Origin of the sequence: Vallitalea guaymasensis (assembly GCF_018141425.1) — a bacterium.
In the GTDB taxonomy this organism is placed as follows: domain Bacteria; phylum Bacillota; class Clostridia; order Lachnospirales; family Vallitaleaceae; genus Vallitalea; species Vallitalea guaymasensis.
Window position 1 is genome coordinate 2968882 of sequence record NZ_CP058561.1, and the last position, 20219, is coordinate 2989100.

A 20219-nucleotide genomic window follows, 5' to 3' on the forward strand; every position below is an offset into this window, starting at 1 on the left:
GGAGGGCGAAAGATATGAAGGAAAAGTATAAGGTACTTTATGACCCAATTAAGATTGGTGAATTGGAAATTAAGAACAGATATGTCCTTGCTCCAATGGGACCAGGTGGAATGTGTAACGCAGACGGTAGTTTTAACGAAAGAGGAATAGAGTTCTATGTGGAACGTGCAAAAGGTGGAACTGGATTAATTATGACTGGTGTAACAATGGTAGAAAATGACATTGAGAAATGTGCATTACCATCTATGCCATGTCCTACAATCAATCCCTTGAATTTTATTACAACAGGTAATGAAATGACAGAAAGAGTTCATGCTTATGGTTCAAAAATCTTTTTACAATTATCAGCAGGTTTTGGAAGAGTTAGTATACCATCTATAGTGGGAAAAGTAGCGGTAGCACCATCACCAATACCACATAGATTTTTACCAGGAGTTACATGTCGTGAATTGACAAACCAGGAAGTAAAAGATTATGTAAAAGCATTTGGTGAATCAGCAGCCATTGCAAAAAAAGCAGGATTCGATGGTGTTGAGATACATGCAGTGCATGAAGGATATCTATTAGACCAGTTTGCTATATCTTTCTTTAATCATCGTACTGATGAATACGGTGGATCATTGGAAAATCGTTTAAGATTTGCTTGTGAAATAGTGCAAGAAATCAAGAAACGTTGTGGAGAAGATTTCCCAGTATCTCTTAGATATAGTATAAAGAGCTTCATCAAGGATTGGTGTAAAGGCGGATTACCAGATGAAGAATTCGAGGAAAAAGGAAGAGATATTGAAGAAGGAATTGAAGCAGCTAAAATACTTGTTGAAGCAGGATATGATGCATTAAATGGAGATGTAGGATCTTATGATTCATGGTACTGGAGTCATCCACCAATGTATCAAAAGAAAGGATTATATCTTCCATATAATGAAATCCTTAAAAATGCTGTAGATGTACCTATTATAACAGCAGGTAGAATGGATGATCCTGAATTAGCCAGCGAAGCCATTATATCAGGACAAACAGATATGATTGCATTAGCAAGACCACTTCTTGCAGATGCTGATATACCTAATAAGATATTTGAAGATAAATGTGAAACTATCAGACCATGCTTATCTTGTCAAGAAGGATGTATGGGAAGATTACAGACCTTTGCAACAGTTTCTTGTGCAGTAAATCCTGCATGTGGACGTGAAAAAGATTATGGATTAGAAAAAGCAGAACAAATCAAAAAAGTTCTTATCGTAGGTGGTGGTGTCGCAGGAATGGAAGCTGCAAGAGTAGCAGCCATTAGAGGACACCAAGTAACATTACTTGAGAAAAACGGTTATCTTGGTGGAAACATCGTTCCAGGAGGCGTTCCAGATTTTAAAGAAGACGATCATGCACTTATTAAATGGTATGAAGTTGTATTAGAAGATTTGGGAGTAGATATTAGATTAAATATTGATGCTTCAAAAGAAATCATAAAATATTTTGCACCTGATGAAGTACTTATAGCTACTGGGTCTAACCCAAGACAATTAGCTATCAAAGGTGCTGACAATGTTTACGTTGCTGAAGACGTGCTAATGGGAAAAGAAGCTGTTGGAGAAAAAGTTGCAGTTATTGGTGGAGGTCTTGTTGGTTGTGAGACAGCTCTTTGGTTGAAACAACAAAATAAACAAGTCACTATTATAGAAATGCAAGATGATATTCTTAAGATAGGTGGACCTCTATGTCATGCTAATCACGATATGCTTCATGAGCTAATTAAATACAATAAAATTGATGTTAAGACAAGTTCTTGCATAAGCGAAAAAACAGAACAAGGTTTTGTGCTAAATGAAGATGGACAAAAATCAATCATTGATGTTGATAGCGTCATTGTTGCTATTGGATACTCTTCACAAAAAGATTTATTCAATGACATTAGATTTGATATTCCTAATGTAAGATTAATTGGAGATGCTAATAAAGTACAAAATATTATGTATGCTATATGGAATGCATATGAAGTAGCTAAAAATATCTAGGATGTTTTATAGAGACTGTGTAGAAGATTAAGCATTAATATATAGTATACATTTATAAAGTGAGATAATAAAAGATAAACCTCCATAGTGATATGTTTCAATGTATATCACTATGGAGGTTTTTTGTATATTAGTACTATTTGATAATAAGCTATTAATTTTTATTTATCGATTGATTGTTCGGAAAGGTACATATAATTACATAAAGGTACATAAAGTTATAAAAAGGGTTGAAAAAATATTTTGAGTATGATATCATAAAGAAAAAGAAAGGCGATGATATAAATGGAAGATAAATTTTATACAGTAGACCAAGTTGCTGAAATGTTGAAGATTCACCCTAAGACAGTTCGAAAATACGTAAGAGAAGGGAAATTAAGAGGTACAAAAGTTGGTAAACAATGGAGGGTTACAGGACATGATTTATCCTTATTTATGGAAGGTCAAGAGAATCTCGTTCCTGAAAACTTCCATGAAGTAACACATGATTATTCTGTTTCAGATAATAAATCCAATAATACTAATGAGAAGATTTCTGTCTCTACAGTAATTGATATTGTAGTTAAGAATAGAGATGAATTAGATAGAATTTCAAATACTCTAGTAGCGGTTATGAATTCAAAAGACCCTGAGTATGGAAATTCAACAATCAACATTCAATATATTGAAAAAACCCATAAATTAAGAGTTATGTTATGGGGAACAATCTATTTTACTGAAACGTTACTAAACTGTATATCTGTATTAACAGATAATAATGATTAAGAAATGAGGGAGATGAAATGAAAACAAACTCAATCTATAAATCTGATAAAGGAAAGGCTTTGATAATTAATCATTATGATAATCTAATACAAAAGTGGCCAGTAGACAAAGAAATCATCAATGTCAATACAAGTTTTGGTAATACATTTATTATTGCAAGTGGGGATGTAGAAAATAAGCCTATTATTCTACTCCATGGTTCTTCAACAAATTCTGTCATGTGGATGGGAGATGTTGAAAAACTCAGTGAAACTTACAGAGTATATGCGATAGATATAATTGGAGAACCTGGAAAAAGTGATGAGAATAGACCAGATATGAACGGTGACCATTATGGAAAGTGGTTAGACGAGGTCATAGATGCTTTAAATATTGAGAAAGCAATAATTATTGGAAATTCACTTGGAGGCTGGATGGCATTAAAATATGCAACTTATAAGCCAGAAAAAGTTGAAAAGCTTGTTTTATTAGCCACATCAGGCATTACTAACGGTAAGATGTCTTTTATGTTCAGGGTTATGCCATTGATGCTTCTAGGTGAAAAAGGTATTGATAGATTAAATCAAATTGTGTATGGTAATGAAGTCATACCTGAAGAAGCTTTAGAGTTTGGTAAGCTAATCATGAAGCACTATAGACCACGTATGGGATTTTTACCAGTATTGACAGATCAGGAATTATGTAAGTTAACAATGCCTACTCTATACATGGGAGGAGAAAATGATGCATTATTGCCTACTAAGAAAATTGCAGATAGAATTAGTAGGGTTATCCCAAAAGCTAAGATCAGGGTTTTAAAGAATACTGGGCATGTATTGATTGATGTGGTTGATGATGTAGTAATTTTTTTGGGTGGATAGTTATTGAAGAAGAGATTAAATATTTTATAGTATCATTACAGTATCTATAAGAATTATTTAATTATCCCTTCCTATCAAATGTATGGTAAAATAGCTTGTGTACAAATACTTGTTTTACCTGTGATATAAGAAATAAAAAAATTTTATAAATATATACATTTTAGGAAGGGAGTCATACATATTATGCGTAAGCTAAAAATTAGTTTTATACTTATATTTAATATGTTAGTTTTAAGTTCATGTTCGTTAGTAGATATAAGACTAAAGATGCTTAATGAAGTTGACGATGAGGCAATAGCAAATGCTAGATTGGAAGAAGTAATTGAGGCTTTAGAAAATCAGGATAAAGATACTTTGAAGGCTCTGTTTTCTAAACAAGCATTAGATGAATCTAATGATTTTGACATTAATATGAATCAAATGTTTGAATTTTTTCAGGGCGAAGTTGATTCATGGGAAAAATCAAGTGGTCCATCTGCGTCTACATCAAATAATCATGGACATAAAACTAAACAGATTAACTCATATTATTTTGTAAATACTGATAAGCAAAAATACTTCTTTTTACTACACGATAACTCTGTTGACACAGATAATTCTGATAATGTTGGTCTTTATCTACTCTTGATAGTAAAAGCAGAAGATAGGGAAAAAATATATGATGAAAACCAAAAAATACTATATGATGGTGATGAAAAGATATCACGCGTTGGAATCTATCTACCGTTGAAATAATAAATATTAGAATAACTACCAATGTATAACCAGTTGGCATCAGAGTATTTCGCTAAGTTAGGAGGAAGGTAATTAATGAAAAAAGAGGTAAAACTCTATGTTATTGTAGCATTAATTATTGTTTTTGCAGTGATAATTACAGTGATACTCGACAGCAAACTCAATATAAAAACTAATTCTAATGAATTTAAAAATGATATAAAAGCAATTACAAATAGATTTCCTAATTTAGGTAACATAGAAAAATGTTATTGGAAAGCAGATATTATAGGAGGAAACAGTAGAAATTCTACGCCTTCACCATCTTCTTATTGGATGAAAGGATTTCTTATTTTAGATAATAATGATTCAAAAACTATTAAAGAAATGTATGAATGGAATAGTTTGGATGGTACTTGGAAACCCGGACTAGATACTAAGCTCTTAGATTTAAAGGAAACTCCCAAATGGTTTTACAGTGAAGGGTTTAATTCTTATATAAAATCTGCCAACTATGATGGTAAGTTTTACATGGACTTTAAAAATAATCTTATATATTTTGAGGTGGAGAGATAATACTGGAGGAGCTAATTGTGAGCAATGATTTTGATGTGATTGAACTGATGGGATATATGGATATAATCTCTAGTAATTTAAATCTAAATGGAATCAATTTTTTAGAGAATTTATCTATGGAATTTGAATTTATAAATAGAGAAGGTCGAGTTACAGAAAAAATTACATGTACAAATGTTTTGGATTTAAAAATAGAACTTGTTGGAGATGATATGCTTCCATTGTTTATTTGTGATATTAGATTTTTAAATATAAAAACACATAGTCAAGCAGAACAATTTCTTAACTATTTCAACTATGGATTTCAAAGTATGATTGGAGATAAGAACTTAGAGGTAATATTTATGGATAGTGGTGATGTTTGTATTAGTGTTTTGTGTGAAGAAGTTACGAGGATTGTAAATAATAAATAATATTACTAGGAAATAAATGGAGAATTCACCTAATAAATAATCAATCTCCACACAGATTATAGATGGCTAGCTTTTATTTAGGCTAGCCATTTAAAAAAGTTTCTCAAAAGTGATACTATATAGAGCGCAATATAGTAGTCGTACATTTAATAATACCTTATCTACATATTTCGTTGTAGATTTAGAGAAAAGTTGCAGAGTCATCATATGAAATCTACAAAAAAGCGAAATAAAAAATCTTTATAACACTTGGAATTAAAATTAAGTGTTAATAAAGATTTTTTTTGATTAGATAATATCAGGGAACTCAATTACAAGTTTATAATTTTTGTTTATTATTTATTTATCAAAGCATTTAATTAATATGAAATTAAAAGTTTATAAATATAAATACATTAATATCAAAAATCTTAATATATTTAACAATAAATAACGAGATTTAATTGTATAAATTGTATAATATTAACGAAAATAGAAATATGTCGAAAAATATATAATTTTAGCATAAAAAATATAATATAATATTAATGTAAATATATTATTAATAAAATAATTAATTTCAAATAACAAACTATTTACTATAAATATATATTAATGCTTTGAGTATAATCATATGTATATGTTGAGTATAAATATTATCTTGTACATTTATTGATAGTTTTAATGGTTAAGTAAATAAAAAAATGAAAAATTATTAATAATAATGTAATAGACAAATAATTCATAAAAGACAATTGACTATAAACACCAGTTATACCTTTCTTATGTCAGTAATGTCACACCCTATAAAGTTATAATATCATAACAAAATTAAAAATAATAAAATAAACAGTAGTTATAAAACATTAAAAATAAAAGTTGATAGATAATTATCAACATTCTAAAATAGATATATTTAGCAGTTAGATTATAGTAAAAACTATAATTTGTACTTTATGGCATTAGAGTGAAGAAGTAACAAAGGTAATAAGTTAGAGGATAGGTTTTGTAAATAAGGAGGTGAGTCATTATAAAAACCTATTTATATATATAACATAGGAGTGTCAAGTTTGACACCAGCCAAATGAAGTGGAGGAGAAACATGAAAAAAATTGTGAAAATTATAAAAAGTACTCTTATGTATTTACTAATTTTTTGTTACCTTTTCTCATCAGATGTATATTTAGCAAATGGAGATATATTAGCTGAAGAAACAAGTCAATCACTAGTAGAATTACTTATTGATTCAACAGAATATATACTAGAGATTGGAGAAGAACACGATACTATTGTTACAGCAGTTTTCTCAGATACAAGTAAAAGAGAAGTAACACTAGAATCATTATTTACAACTACAAACAATGAAATTGTTTCTGTTGAAGATGATGGTACAGTAATAGCAAATGGTACTGGAGAAGCTACAATAGTTGTAACCTATGATGGATTGTCTGTTGAAATTACTGTAAGTGTAATTGAATTACAAGTACAAACGATTAAAATACCAACTAATGTAGATGTTACAACAGATGAATCCACTATTTCATTACATTGGGATCCAGTTACCAATGCTGAGAGTTACGATGTACAAATAGATGATGTATTAATATCTAATATAATAGAAACACAGTATATACAAGGTGATTTGATACCTGATAAACAGTATTCAGTAAAAATAAGAGCTGTAAATAAAAATGTTTCAAGTGAATGGAGTGAAGTAGTAACTGTAACAACTACGGTTATTAATCAAACTCCAGATATAGTTAAAGATGACACAGAAACATTGATTGCTAATGAAATAGATAATATTGAGATGAAAAATATTCCAGATGTAACAGTTCAATCATCTTTACCAGACCCAATAGAAGGGAAAATCATAATTGATGGAAACATAGGTGATTGGAACAATATAGGAGAAATAGCAACAGGGGATGGGAATCTCAGTACAATGAAGGCAGCACAAGACAGCAATAAATTATATGTAATGGTAGAAGGAAGTGACATGGATACTTCCGATGTTGTGTCATTCTATATAGACAGTGATAATGATGGTGCAACAGGATTTCAATCAGGAGAATGGTCGGATTGTGGAGCAGAGTATTTGATAGAAGGAGATATATTATATCAATATGCAGGAACAGGATCTGATTGGAATTGGACACAGGTAAAAGGTATAGAAAAAGCAACTACAACAATGGTAGTAGAAATAGCAGTACCGTTAGCTGACATAGGGTTAGCAGAAGCCGCAGAAATAAAAATAGGATGTATAGTACAGGCTGGAAGTAATAATTATTATGCACCAATAGAAAACAATACAATGGCGATTGCAAATACAATAATAACAGGACAAGCACCTTTACCAGACCCAATAGAAGGAAAAATCACAATTGATGGAAACATAGGTGATTGGAACAATATAGGAGAAATAGCAACAGGTGATGGGAACTTAAGTACAATGAAGGCAGCACAAGACAGTAATAAATTATATGTAATGGTGGAAGGAAGTAACATGGATACTTCCGATGTTGTGTCATTCTATATAGACAGTGATAATGATGGTGCAACAGGACTTCAATCAGGAGAATGGTCGGATTGTGGAGCAGAGTATTTGATAGAAGGAGATATATTATATCAATATGCAGGAACAGGATCTGATTGGAATTGGACACAGGTAAAAGGTATAGAAAAAACAACTACAACAACGGTAGTAGAAATAGCAGTACCGTTAGCTGACATCGGGTTAGCAGAAGCCGCAGAAATAAAAATAGGATGTATAGTACAGGCAGGAAGCAATAATTATTATGCACCATTAGAAAACAATGCAATGGCAATTGCAAATACAATAATAACAGGACAAGCACCTTTACCAGACCCAATAGAAGGGAAAATCATAATTGATGGAAACATAGGTGATTGGAACAATATAGGAGAAATAGCAACAGGGGATGGGAATCTCAGTTCAATGAAGGCAGCACAAGACAGCAATAAATTATATGTAATGGTAGAAGGAAGTAACATGGATACTTCTGATGTTGTGTCATTCTATATAGATAGTGATAATGATGGTGCAACAGGACTTCAATCAGGAGAATGGTCGGATTGTGGAGCAGAGTATTTGATAGAAGGAGATATATTATATCAATATGCAGGAACAGGATCTGATTGGAATTGGACACAGGTAAAAGGTATAGAAAAAACAACTACAACAACGGTAGTAGAAATAGCAGTACCGTTAGCTGATATAGGGTTAGCAGAAGCCGCAGAAATAAAAATAGGATGTATAGTACAGGCAGGAAGCAATAATTATTATGCACCATTAGAAAACAATGCAATGGCAATTGCAAATACAATAATAACAGGACAAGCACCTTTACCAGACCCAATAGAAGGGAAAATCATAATTGATGGAAACATAGGTGATTGGAACAATATAGGAGAAATAGCAACAGGGGATGGGAATCTCAGTTCAATGAAGGCAGCACAAGACAGCAATAAATTATATGTAATGGTAGAAGGAAGTAACATGGATACTTCTGATGTTGTGTCATTCTATATAGATAGTGATAATGATGGTGCAACAGGACTTCAATCAGGAGAATGGTCGGATTGTGGAGCAGAGTATTTGATAGAAGGAGATATATTATATCAATATGCAGGAACAGGATCTGATTGGAATTGGACACAGGTAAAAGGTATAGAAAAAACAACTACAACAACGGTAGTAGAAATAGCAGTACCGTTAGCTGATATAGGGTTAGCAGAAGCCGCAGAAATAAAAATAGGATGTATAGTACAGGCAGGAAGCAATAATTATTATGCACCATTAGAAAACAATGCAATGGCGATTGCAAATACAATAATAACAGGACAAGCATCTTTACCAGACCCAATAGAAGGGAAAATCATAATTGATGGAAACATAGGTGATTGGAACAATATAGGAGAAATAGCAACAGGGGATGGGAATCTCAGTTCAATGAAGGCAGCACAAGACAGCAATAAATTATATGTAATGGTAGAAGGAAGTAACATGGATACTTCCGATGTTGTGTCATTCTATATAGACAGTGATAATGATGGTGCAACAGGACTTCAATCAGGAGAATGGTCGGATTGTGGAGCAGAGTATTTGATAGAAGGAGATATATTATATCAATATGCAGGAACAGGATCTGATTGGAATTGGACACAGGTAAAAGGTATAGAAAAAATAACTACAACAACGGTAGTAGAAATAGCAGTACCGTTAGCTGACATAGGGTTAGCAGAAGCCGCAGAAATAAAAATAGGATGCATAGTACAAGCAGGAAGCAATAATTATTATGCACCAATACACAATAATACAATGGCGATTGCAAATCAAGTATTAATACCTAGTGTTTCAGTATTTAATCTTATACTAACAGCTTCAAATATTGACAATTTTAGTGAAACAGTTTTTCGTATTGAATACGACTCCAACAAGTTAACGTTAAATGATTTATGTACAATGACAGAGTTAAAGGAAACAACAGTAGGTGATATTAACCAAACAGAAATAACTGTTACTCAGTGCCAACCAGGATTAATTACTTTCACTATTGATAAAACATTGCTAAGTAATGAAAAGTGGTCAGGAATAGTAAATAGTATTCTATTTAATGAAATATCATCAGATGGAAAGACAACTATTAACTATACAGTACAATCGGAGTAGTAAGGTTAACATAGTATAAGCTTATGAAACTTCACACTATTAATATTAACGAGGAGAATGTTTATGAAAACTATATATAAAATAAATGTGTATTTTTCCATAGGAGTACTCTTGTTTGTATGTTTAACATCTTTTTCATTAGCTCAACATACAATGAAAAATGTGAAAGCAGTAGAAAACGAGTATGTTGTTAATGATGATGGATCAATATCTATTGTCAATGATAAAAAGAACAAAAGAATAGATGACGAAAGATTGAAGAACCCAAAAGTGTATGACAAAAACATTCAGTCAAATAGTGTAGAATTAGTTAACAAAAGAGATTTCTATTCAAAACACTATATGAACGAGGATGGTACTATAACTGCAACTATTGGAAGTGGTCCAATACATTATAAAAATGGTGATAATTATGAGGATATCGATGTAAGCATAAAAAGTAGGATAGTAGACAAAAAAATGAATATGCCATTAAATAATGGCAATAGTAATCTTTTTAATAAGTTTTTTAATAAAGGGGATAGTTTATTAAATGATATAAATAATGAATTTGAATATTCTTCTGAAAAGAATACTTTTAAGTCATACTTTAATAGTGTTTATGATTTAAATAACTCTCGATTAGCTAAATTTGAGATTACTAATTCTGAAGGAAAGGTAAGGTCAATTATTTATTCTTTAGATAATGCGCAACCAAAGAGTGAAGTGATAAATAACAATAAAATAAAGTATATAGATATATATGAAAATGTTGACCTAGAATACATAATTGATTCTGCTAAGTTAAAAGAAAATATTATTGTGAAAGCACCTGTAAAATCATTTGAATTTTCTTTTACACTAGATCTTCAAGGAGCTAATGCAATTAAAACAGATGATGGGGGTATTGATTTCATTGATGTAGAAACAGGAGAAAAACTATGGGAAATTATCCCACCCGTAGCTTTTGATTCATCTGATGAAGAAAAGACATCATATGATTTAGAATATACTTTAAAAAGTGAAGTAAAAGATAATATTGAAATAACTAAAGTAATATTAACAGTTAACGATATGGAATTCCTGAAAAATGCTACTTATCCAATTATTATTGATCCATCTACATCTGTTAATAGAAGTCACGGACGATCTATTTGTTCTAGTGGATTTGCACAAGATGATTCAGTATATGGTTATGCATTTCCAGGATTCCCTAATGGTGTTGGATCAGATGAATACATTGTATATTTAAACTTTAATTTAAGCAGCATTCCGATGAATAGTATTGTGTCAGATGCAAAACTAACAATTGTGCCCCAAGCTGAAATGGGCTCAGGGTCAGGCTCTTTTGTTGTTAGTAGATTAACTTCTAGTTTTTCCAATGCTACATGGCAAAATCAACCAAGTAAAACATCTAGCTATCAATCTTCATTATATACTAGTGGAGATGGTCCCAAAATATGGAATTTGACAAACATGATGAATGATATATTTAATAATAATTATACTTTTTATGGAATAGAAATTAAGGCATCTCCTCCACATGGGCATTCATTTTATTATGATGAAAGCAATCTACCAACTTTAAGCGTTACATATTCAGTAAACCATACACCAACTTTAAATATAACATCTCCAACTAATCTTTCACTATTTAGTGAAAACGATACATCTATTAGTCCAACAGTTTCTGTATATGATGCAGATAATAATGTGTTAACATGTAAAGTTTATATAGATAGTGAATCTACACCTAGAAGTACAACTAATATTTACAACACAAGTTCAAGTCCTAGTACTACATTACCACATATTAATATGGCTAGCTTATCAGAAGGTACCCATCAATTAAAAATAACAGTTAACGATGGCTATTCTACAGTCGAGGAAACATTAACCATTAAAGTAGATAAATCTGCACCTATAATAACGTCCCATATAATTACACCACTTACTAATCAGTTAAATATTAATGTTATAGCAACTGATTTAATGGCAGGATTACATGCTTATCCCTATAGATATACAGTTAATGGCATACAAGGAACATGGACTACAAGTAATACGTATAGTAAAACGGGTCTAACACCAGGAACAGCATATAATGTTAAAGTTGAAGTTAGAGATGCATTAGAACATATATCAAATTATATTGAAGATACATATACATTACCTGAAATACCATCTTTATCAATTTCAAATGCTACTGATACAACTTTACATTTAACAATAATTGATAACAATCCTGCAGATACATTATATGAGATAACAGATGGTGTTAAGTTTGTTAATATAAATGGGGAATTAATTGATACATCAGTAGCCTGCATACCATTTCCTGATAAACAAGTTACAGTCATCGGTTTGACACCAGATACGCAATATACATTTACTATTAGAGCATATAAAGAAGAATGGTCTGAGACAAGTGATGGAGTAACTGGAACAACATCCGGTACTGTGCCTGATACTCCAGAAAATATCTCAACAAATGAAGTTAGTAATCAAATTGAAATAAATTGGGACAGTGTTGAGAATGTTACGGGCTATGAAGTTAAAATGATTGATTCGGAGTTAGATGAAGTCATTGTTGAAACTGGTATGAATACAACTTATACACATAAAAAGTTGGAACCAGAATCTACTTATAAGTATAGTGTAAGAGCAAGGAATACAGCTGGTTATAGTCCTTGGAGTTCAGAAATAACAGTTACTACATCTATTACAGAGTATATTTTAGATTGTGAAATAGATGAAACCTATGATATTTTACTTAAGGCAATTGATAATACTAGTCTTAGTGGAAAAGTGTATACCCTCACCTACAATCCTGATGAATTAGAAGTAGATGACCTCTATATTATGACTTGGGAAAAAGAAAAGATGATAGGTGAAATACCAGGTACGATAAGTTATGTTATAGGGAATCCTATTCAGGCAGGAAAACGTTGGACAGGGCTTCTAAATGGCATACGTTTTAAAAGTAAAATAAATGGTTCAACGACTATATCGATAACAATACAATAGAGGAGTGTGTGTTATGTACAAAGCTGAAAAAACTAATAAAAGAATTATAAGAACTATACTTTGTTTAATAGGAATAATGATACTACTAAGTATGTCCATAATGGCTAAAACAGTTAATGAAGAAGAAGTGAATAATCAGAAAGTTATGTTTTATAGTCAAGATGATAATGTCATAGAAAAGCAATTGGCAGATGAATTTAAAATGGATATTGATGAAATATCAGAGTTGAAAAATATAGAAAAAGAGTGGAAAAAAGTTTACAAGAAACTTATTATTACTCGTAAAAAAAACTTAGAATTGAATGAAGAGGCTGTAACACAACTATACAAAAATGGCTATAAAATTGATGATATTGTAAAGGCAGAAATATTAGCAGCTATTTCAGAGTATTCTGTTGTAGAAATATTAGAAGCAAAAGGGGTAAGTAAAAACTATTCTATACAATTAGAGAAAAATGAAGATGGGGAAATAGTAAATAGAGTTATAGATCATAGAGATTATTTATGGTCACAAGTGATTAAGAAACTTGAAATTAACATTTTTGATGTGGCTGTAAAACTAGGAATGTCTAAAGAGGATATACAGCAAATGAAAAAAGAAGGATTGTCAGAGTATGCAATATTTAATAAAGCTTATGAAATTGATAATAATGATGAAGAAAGTTTAAAATCCACAACCAAAGAATCTAAGCAGACATCAATAAAAAGCCATATGGATAAAGAAAAACTTAATGTAAAAGCTGAATCTATCAACAATAAAGATACTTACATTAAATCTGATGCTATTCTAATTAGAGCTTTAAAAATAACTGATGAAGAAATCAATTATTGCAAGTCAAATGGTATAAATACAATAATTGAAATTGCGAGAGCTAAGCACCTTGCAGCCAAAAATGATACTACATTAACAGAAATAGTCGAGAAAAAAAATAAATTAAATACTTGGGAAGAAGTAGAACATACATTAGGAGGGGATAAGTAATGAAGAGTTCTTTTGGCAAATTAGTATTTTTGACTTTATTATTCACCATATTATCCTATGTACCCATACACGCTACTGGAACAGTAGATAATTATAATAAAGAAGTATATCCAAAAGCTGTGTATGAGAAGGGAGTAGAGACCCCTTTTTCAATAAGTAACTCTCAAAACGAGTCTATTAATCCAGCAACAGGCTCATTAAGTTTAAGATATACAGATATTTATCTTAAAGGTAAAAATGGGATGGATCTTGAATTAACAAGAACCTATAATCATTCACAAGCGTTTATATGGGATATAAGAACTTATCTAAGAAGTGATGGGAGCATAGGAAGTACTACTAATATCCATACATTTCGTGATAAATACTTTGATATAGGAGCTGGATGGGCATTTGAAATTCCAATTATTGAAGTGGATTATGCATGGCCGGTATTACATTATGGTTCACAAGGAACATTTTTTGTGAAAGAGTATGATTCAGATAATAATAAATTTATTTTTGAAACAAAAAAAGATAACATTAATTTATCAGTTGATTATGACCTTGATGAATTTGTAAATGGTGACTATAGATCTTTTTATATTCTGACAGAAAAAAATGGAACTAAATTATATTTTGATCATGAGGGTAGGTTAATAGGGAAGGTTGATAGATATGGAAATACAATCAAATATAACTATACTATACGATATGATCAATACAATGCAGAGCATATAGTTGTTAGTTCAATAATTGATACTTGTGGAAGGGTCCTTAATTTTCAATATGATGATAACAATAATCGAGTTATAGTATCATTAACTGATGGAACTGTAACTAAAAGTCTTTACTATAATTTTGCTAAAATTATTGATGAAACAGATCAAAAAGTTGATGGATTTATGGAAGAAACAGAAAAAGTTCTTGATAATGTCACAGATTTTGAAGGAAGAACCACTTCATATGAGTATATCTATAAGACTGTAAAATCAGATTTATTAGATAAAGACATTAGTAATAAGGACGATAGTAATATGTATACCCTTTTACAACGGATTAATTATCCAACAGGTGCAAATACTTTATATTTATATACAAATCCTATTACTCGTAATATGGGTGAAGATGGTTGTATGGAATTCTTCAAATTATCTAGTAGACAAGATTATAATGCCACCAATATGGGTATGGATACAGATAAATTTAATACGAGGCTATTTATCTATAACGTAGACTCCACTCATGAATTGGATGGATATCCCATGTATTATCGAGATGAAGATATTCCGGAGACTTATCAAGTAAAAAGTCAAGAAATTTTTACAGTAAATACTACTTCAAATGTTAATAAATATACTTATGATAAACATGCATTACTAACAGAGCAGGAGTCATCAGGTAATCATCATAAAGTTGAAAAAATACATACTTATGATGATAATCATCTCCCACTCAAAACGGTCACTAAAAATTATAATAAAAGTACAGATCAGTTTATGAAAACAGTAGAGGATTTTGAATATGATATAAAAGGAAATCTTCTAAATTACTGGGGATCACAAAGTCCACGTGATGCTAACGATCAATTACTATTTAGAGATAGTGATGAGTATAAAATGACCTATATTTATGATGATAGATACAATCTCGTGACTGAGAAGAATTATAAACGTGATGCATCAAATACTATTAAAGAACAGTATGTACTATCATCTAATGGTAAATCAGTTGAATGGAAAAAAGTTATGGAAAATACCATTCTTAAGGAGCAAACTCGATATATTAAAGATAGCTATGGAAATGTATCTCAGAAACGTGAGTATATTGGAAACGGTAATTGGAATTCATATATAACCACCAATTATAGTTATAATGATAATGCGGTATCAAGATATGGTAATGCCAACTTAAGTGGGGCATACTTGACTAAGAAATGGGTAACAGGAATTGTAGATGCAGATAATATGCTTGTTGTACCTAAAACAGGGCAATCAGCAGGTACAATTGAAGAAATATTTACATATGATTATTATGGAAACGTATTAACTATGCAAGATGGTGAAGGTCATACAACAGAGTTTCAATATGATAAACTCAATAGATTAACACGTATGAATAATCCAGATGGAACTTATAAGACCAAGATATATATAAGTAATCTCTCTGAGAATAGTGTATCTGAAACTAATGAAAATGGATACACAATAAAAAATATCTATGATCAAATAGGTAAGTTAGTGTATAAAAAAGACATGACAACTAATGATATTCTCCAACAAATAAAGTATGATAATAATAACCGTATTATTGAAGAATATGATGCCAATGGTAATAAGACTAAAAATACATATTTGTCTGATGGACGTATAACATTAAAAAAACGATTTGATGCATCTGGAACACTAATTTACAATGAGCAATATGAATATGATGAAGCATATAATAATGGTGAGTATTATAAGACTAAGAAAAGTGTGTTTGGTGCCCCTTGGATTGTAACAACAAGTTATACTGATAAATCTGGGAATACTGTTAAAACAGAAGGTTTGCATGATTCTATACCATATGTTACTACATTCAAGTACGATTATTTAGGTAATTTGATTGAGGAGAAAAATGCTAGAGCTAATAGTGAGGCGTGGACCAATCCTTATACTTCAAAGATTGAATACGATTATGCTGGAAGAGTAGTTAAAAGTATCAATATCAATGGTGATTATAATACTATTGAGTATGATGCATTAGGTCGTATTATTAAGACAGCAGATATCAAAAGTAATAAAGCAGATATACCATATTATACATCAAATCAGTATGATAATCTTGGGAGATTAATTATAAGTAACACACCTTTTGAAGAAAAAAATGGAACCATTTACTATAATACGTTAAAAAATTATTATGACAGAAATGGGAATGTTGTTCTTGAAAAATCATCCAATAATATATCTGGTGAATCAGAATCATATACAAAAAAAGAATATAGATATAATAGCAAAAACATGCTAACCACAGTAGCATTATATAATGATGGTGAAGCTATTAATTATACGCAATATTATTATGATAATGTTGGAAATATTCTTCGTACGTATACAGGACTAAGCGATCCCTTAACTATTGCTGGCTTAGACAATGTTGTTTCAGGTAGTGATTCAATATATTCAGTTACTAAAAATAGTTTTGATCATCTAGGACGACTTGTATCTAAAACAGACCCATTAGGTCAGAATGAAACCTATGATAGTTATGATAAAAATGGTAATCTCCTTAAAAAGACAGACAGAAATGGTTATATCACTACAATGACTTATGATGGGTTAAACAGAGTATTGACATGTAATATAAATAATCCATCAGATGGCAATAATCAGGAGTTTACATATACATATAATTATAATGGTAATATTGCAACAGAGAGTGATGGCGATATAACAACTAGTTACACCTACGATGATCTTGGAAGAAAGATTCAAGAAGAAGATGGTTCAGTTGTAAAAAAATATACTTATGATGCTAATAATAATTGCTTATCCTTACAAGTGTTAAATGAAGACAATAGTATTATTAATACTTCATATACCTATGATCATATGGATAGATTACAAACAGTTACCGAAAATGGAGAGTTAAAGGCAACTTATACATATGATGAAAATAGTAACAGAAAATCTCTTGTATATACCAATGGAAATAGTGTAATATATAATTATAATCTTGCAAATGTTGTTACAGAATTAATTAACAAACAATATGATACCGAACTATCTCATTATATAAATGATTATTCTTTAGATGGTAATAAGATAGTTGAAACAGAATCAATTAATGGTAAAGATACAAGTTATGTATATGATGATTTAGGTCGTCTCATTACTGAAACCAATAGTACAAACGATATCTTACAACAACAATTAACTTATACATATGATGATGCTGGAAACAGAGCAACATTAGTCGTATCAGGTAATAATAACTATAATATTGATTACAATTATGATTTAAACAATAGGTTGAGCTATGAGACGAAAACAATCGGTGACAAGGTAGAAATGACTCAATACTCATATGATCCTAATGGTAATACATTGGTATCAGCAAAAGAGACAGTAAGTCCTAGTACGGGTAGTGAAGAGGAAAAAACATATATCTTACAAGCAGGTAAAAGTGCTAAAGCAGATGTTACGATTAATCACTACAATCTATTGAATCAGCTTACAAAAACAGCTACAAATGGTATCAGTTCAGAGTATACGTATAATACTCTAGGTATACGAACAAGCAAAAAGGTAAATGATCAAGTAACGCAATTTATACTTGATGGCGGAAATGTTATTGCAGAAATCAATGATGATAAGACTACCATTTATTCAAGAGGTATAAACCTTATATCATGTAAAACAGACACTGATGAACAATTCTATTTGTTCAATGATCATGGTGATGTTGTACACCGAACTAATAATACTGGTAGTATTGTAAAAACATATGATTATGATGCTTTTGGTATTGAGGTAAGTATTGATATAAATGATAGTAATCCTTTTAGATATTGTGGTGAGTACTATGATGTAGAAACAGGAACTTATTATTTAAGAGCTAGGTATTATAACCCATATATTGGTAGATTTATAACGGAGGATAGTTATATTGGACAAGCTAGTGACCCGTTGAGCCTAAACCTGTATACATATTGTAGTAATAATCCAGTTATATATATAGATCCAAGTGGACATTTACAGCAATGTATGGATAGTGGTGGTAACTCCTACTGGCAGGACTATGTAAACTTTACGAGTCAGCCTTTCGCAGGTCATATTTACTGGGGTGTAGATGTTTCTAAGGAATATAGAGATTATGTTAGTATGGCAAATATGAATGACGATTTCTATGTTGACCAAGAAACATTTGTCAACACATTTGCACCAGTATGGGCTAGAGCAGAATACGAAAAGACTCTGGGTGATAAAGTAGTAAATATTGGTAAGGCAACTGCATTGAGTGCTGTAGCTATAGGTAGCGTGTTTACGATAGCTGATGAAATTGCTTTACTTTCAGCTGGGGTAAATACTTTTGGGTATTATAATACTTATATGATGCGTCAATATGGTGTACTAAGAGAGCAATTAGCTTATAGTCAAGCACTTACGAAACAAATGAATAATTATACCTTCGCAAGTGATGGATTGTTAAAAGGTCATTTTAATAAGCATAAAAATGAATTCAAAGGTGCTTATGAAACAACCGAGGAATATTTAGATGGAGCAAGAGATGTTATTTTAAACGGTACAAAGGTTTCTTATACATATAATCACGAAATAAGAACAGGTTATCTAAGATATATGGGTAATAGTAGTAAAAAAGGATTATCTAAATTTGAATTTGTTGGAACAAATAATAAAGGATATATAACTACATATCATGTTGAAAGTGGTAAGTCATTTTGGAAAATGTTAAATGGCGAAAACACAAATATTATAAATCCTATTAACTAGAAAGGAGTCATTTATGATTCAAAAAGCAACCTTATCAAAACTAAGTTCAATTATTGAGGAAGAAGTCATTTTGAAAATTAATGGATATGATGTTGTAGGTTTTGCAACTATAATACCCTATCTTATATACGAAGGTGAAGAGTATGATGTTGAACTGTCCATTACATGTCTAGATGATTTGGAACTTAATGAAATTACAGAACATACAAAACAACTTATACGTATTGATGACACCTTTAAGTATAAGCTTCAAGGTAAACTAATAGAGAAGGGTAAATTGGATGTAGGTATAATCATTGAAGATGAGTTACTGGATGAATACCAATATCTTATTGGAAAATATATTGAAATAACTGTAGATAGAATACATGTAGAATTCGTATAATATTCAACTAACAAACATATTTACGAGAGACCTATGCTTATAAACAGTAATTAGATCTCTCTAATATGTTGCTTTATTCCAGAGGATAGTTTTACTGGTAATCCTAGCGACTCATTAAGCCTAAGTCTTTATACTTATTGTGCCAATAGATAAACCTAATCTCTAGATCTCATTGTTATATATATTTACTTAACTAGTTCTTGTTATTCAATAAACCAGAGGGCGATACATCTTGAATGTGTTAATGCTTAATAATTTATTTAATAGTATCTAAACCGTAATGAACATCAACCGTGAAACATAAGTTATTATTATTGTGGTTCAGAACATACGTATAATTTAGATTTAAAAGAAAAG

Annotated in this window: 11 protein-coding genes; all 11 read left to right on the plus strand. The window is 30.7% G+C overall.

Features of this window, described 5'->3' with window-relative positions:
* Nucleotides 1-14 precede the first annotated feature (14 nt).
* The 11 genes from HYG85_RS13085 to HYG85_RS13135 all read left to right on the plus strand — a co-directional run bounded on the left by HYG85_RS13085 (nt 15) and on the right by HYG85_RS13135 (nt 19862).
* Nucleotides 15-2012 (plus strand): oxidoreductase, encoded by a 1998-nt coding sequence (locus HYG85_RS13085; RefSeq protein ID WP_212690028.1) that lies wholly within the window; start codon nt 15-17, stop codon nt 2010-2012.
* A gap of 285 nt (nt 2013-2297) precedes the next feature.
* Complete coding sequence (locus HYG85_RS13090) at nt 2298-2777, plus strand: helix-turn-helix domain-containing protein (protein WP_212690029.1); 480 nt, start codon at nt 2298-2300, stop codon at nt 2775-2777.
* Nucleotides 2778-2794: 17 nt separating this feature from the next.
* Nucleotides 2795-3637: an alpha/beta fold hydrolase gene (locus HYG85_RS13095; protein WP_212690030.1), complete on the plus strand. Its 843-nt coding sequence runs from the start codon at nt 2795-2797 to the stop codon at nt 3635-3637.
* A 183-nt stretch (nt 3638-3820) separates the two neighbouring features.
* Complete coding sequence (locus HYG85_RS13100; RefSeq protein ID WP_212690031.1) at nt 3821-4372, plus strand: DUF5104 domain-containing protein; 552 nt, start codon at nt 3821-3823, stop codon at nt 4370-4372.
* 75 nt (nt 4373-4447) lie between these two features.
* Complete coding sequence (locus HYG85_RS13105; protein WP_212690032.1) at nt 4448-4927, plus strand: hypothetical protein; 480 nt, start codon at nt 4448-4450, stop codon at nt 4925-4927.
* Nucleotides 4928-4944: 17 nt separating this feature from the next.
* Nucleotides 4945-5340, plus strand: a complete 396-nt coding sequence (locus tag HYG85_RS13110) for a hypothetical protein (protein ID WP_212690033.1) — start codon at nt 4945-4947, stop codon at nt 5338-5340.
* A gap of 1081 nt (nt 5341-6421) precedes the next feature.
* Nucleotides 6422-10012: a fibronectin type III domain-containing protein gene (locus tag HYG85_RS13115; protein WP_212690034.1), complete on the plus strand. Its 3591-nt coding sequence runs from the start codon at nt 6422-6424 to the stop codon at nt 10010-10012.
* Nucleotides 10013-10075: 63 nt separating this feature from the next.
* Nucleotides 10076-13018, plus strand: coding sequence for a fibronectin type III domain-containing protein (locus tag HYG85_RS13120; protein WP_212690035.1), 2943 nt, complete (start codon nt 10076-10078; stop codon nt 13016-13018).
* Nucleotides 13019-13031: 13 nt separating this feature from the next.
* Nucleotides 13032-14000, plus strand: coding sequence for a hypothetical protein (locus HYG85_RS13125; protein WP_212690036.1), 969 nt, complete (start codon nt 13032-13034; stop codon nt 13998-14000).
* Entirely contained in the window at nt 14000-19477 is a 5478-nt protein-coding gene (locus HYG85_RS13130) for an RHS repeat-associated core domain-containing protein (RefSeq protein WP_212690037.1), read from the plus strand. Before HYG85_RS13125 ends, HYG85_RS13130 begins: the two co-directional genes overlap by 1 nt.
* Before the next feature lie 13 nt (nt 19478-19490).
* Complete coding sequence (locus tag HYG85_RS13135; protein WP_212690038.1) at nt 19491-19862, plus strand: hypothetical protein; 372 nt, start codon at nt 19491-19493, stop codon at nt 19860-19862.
* The last annotated feature ends 357 nt before the right edge of the window (nt 19863-20219 follow it).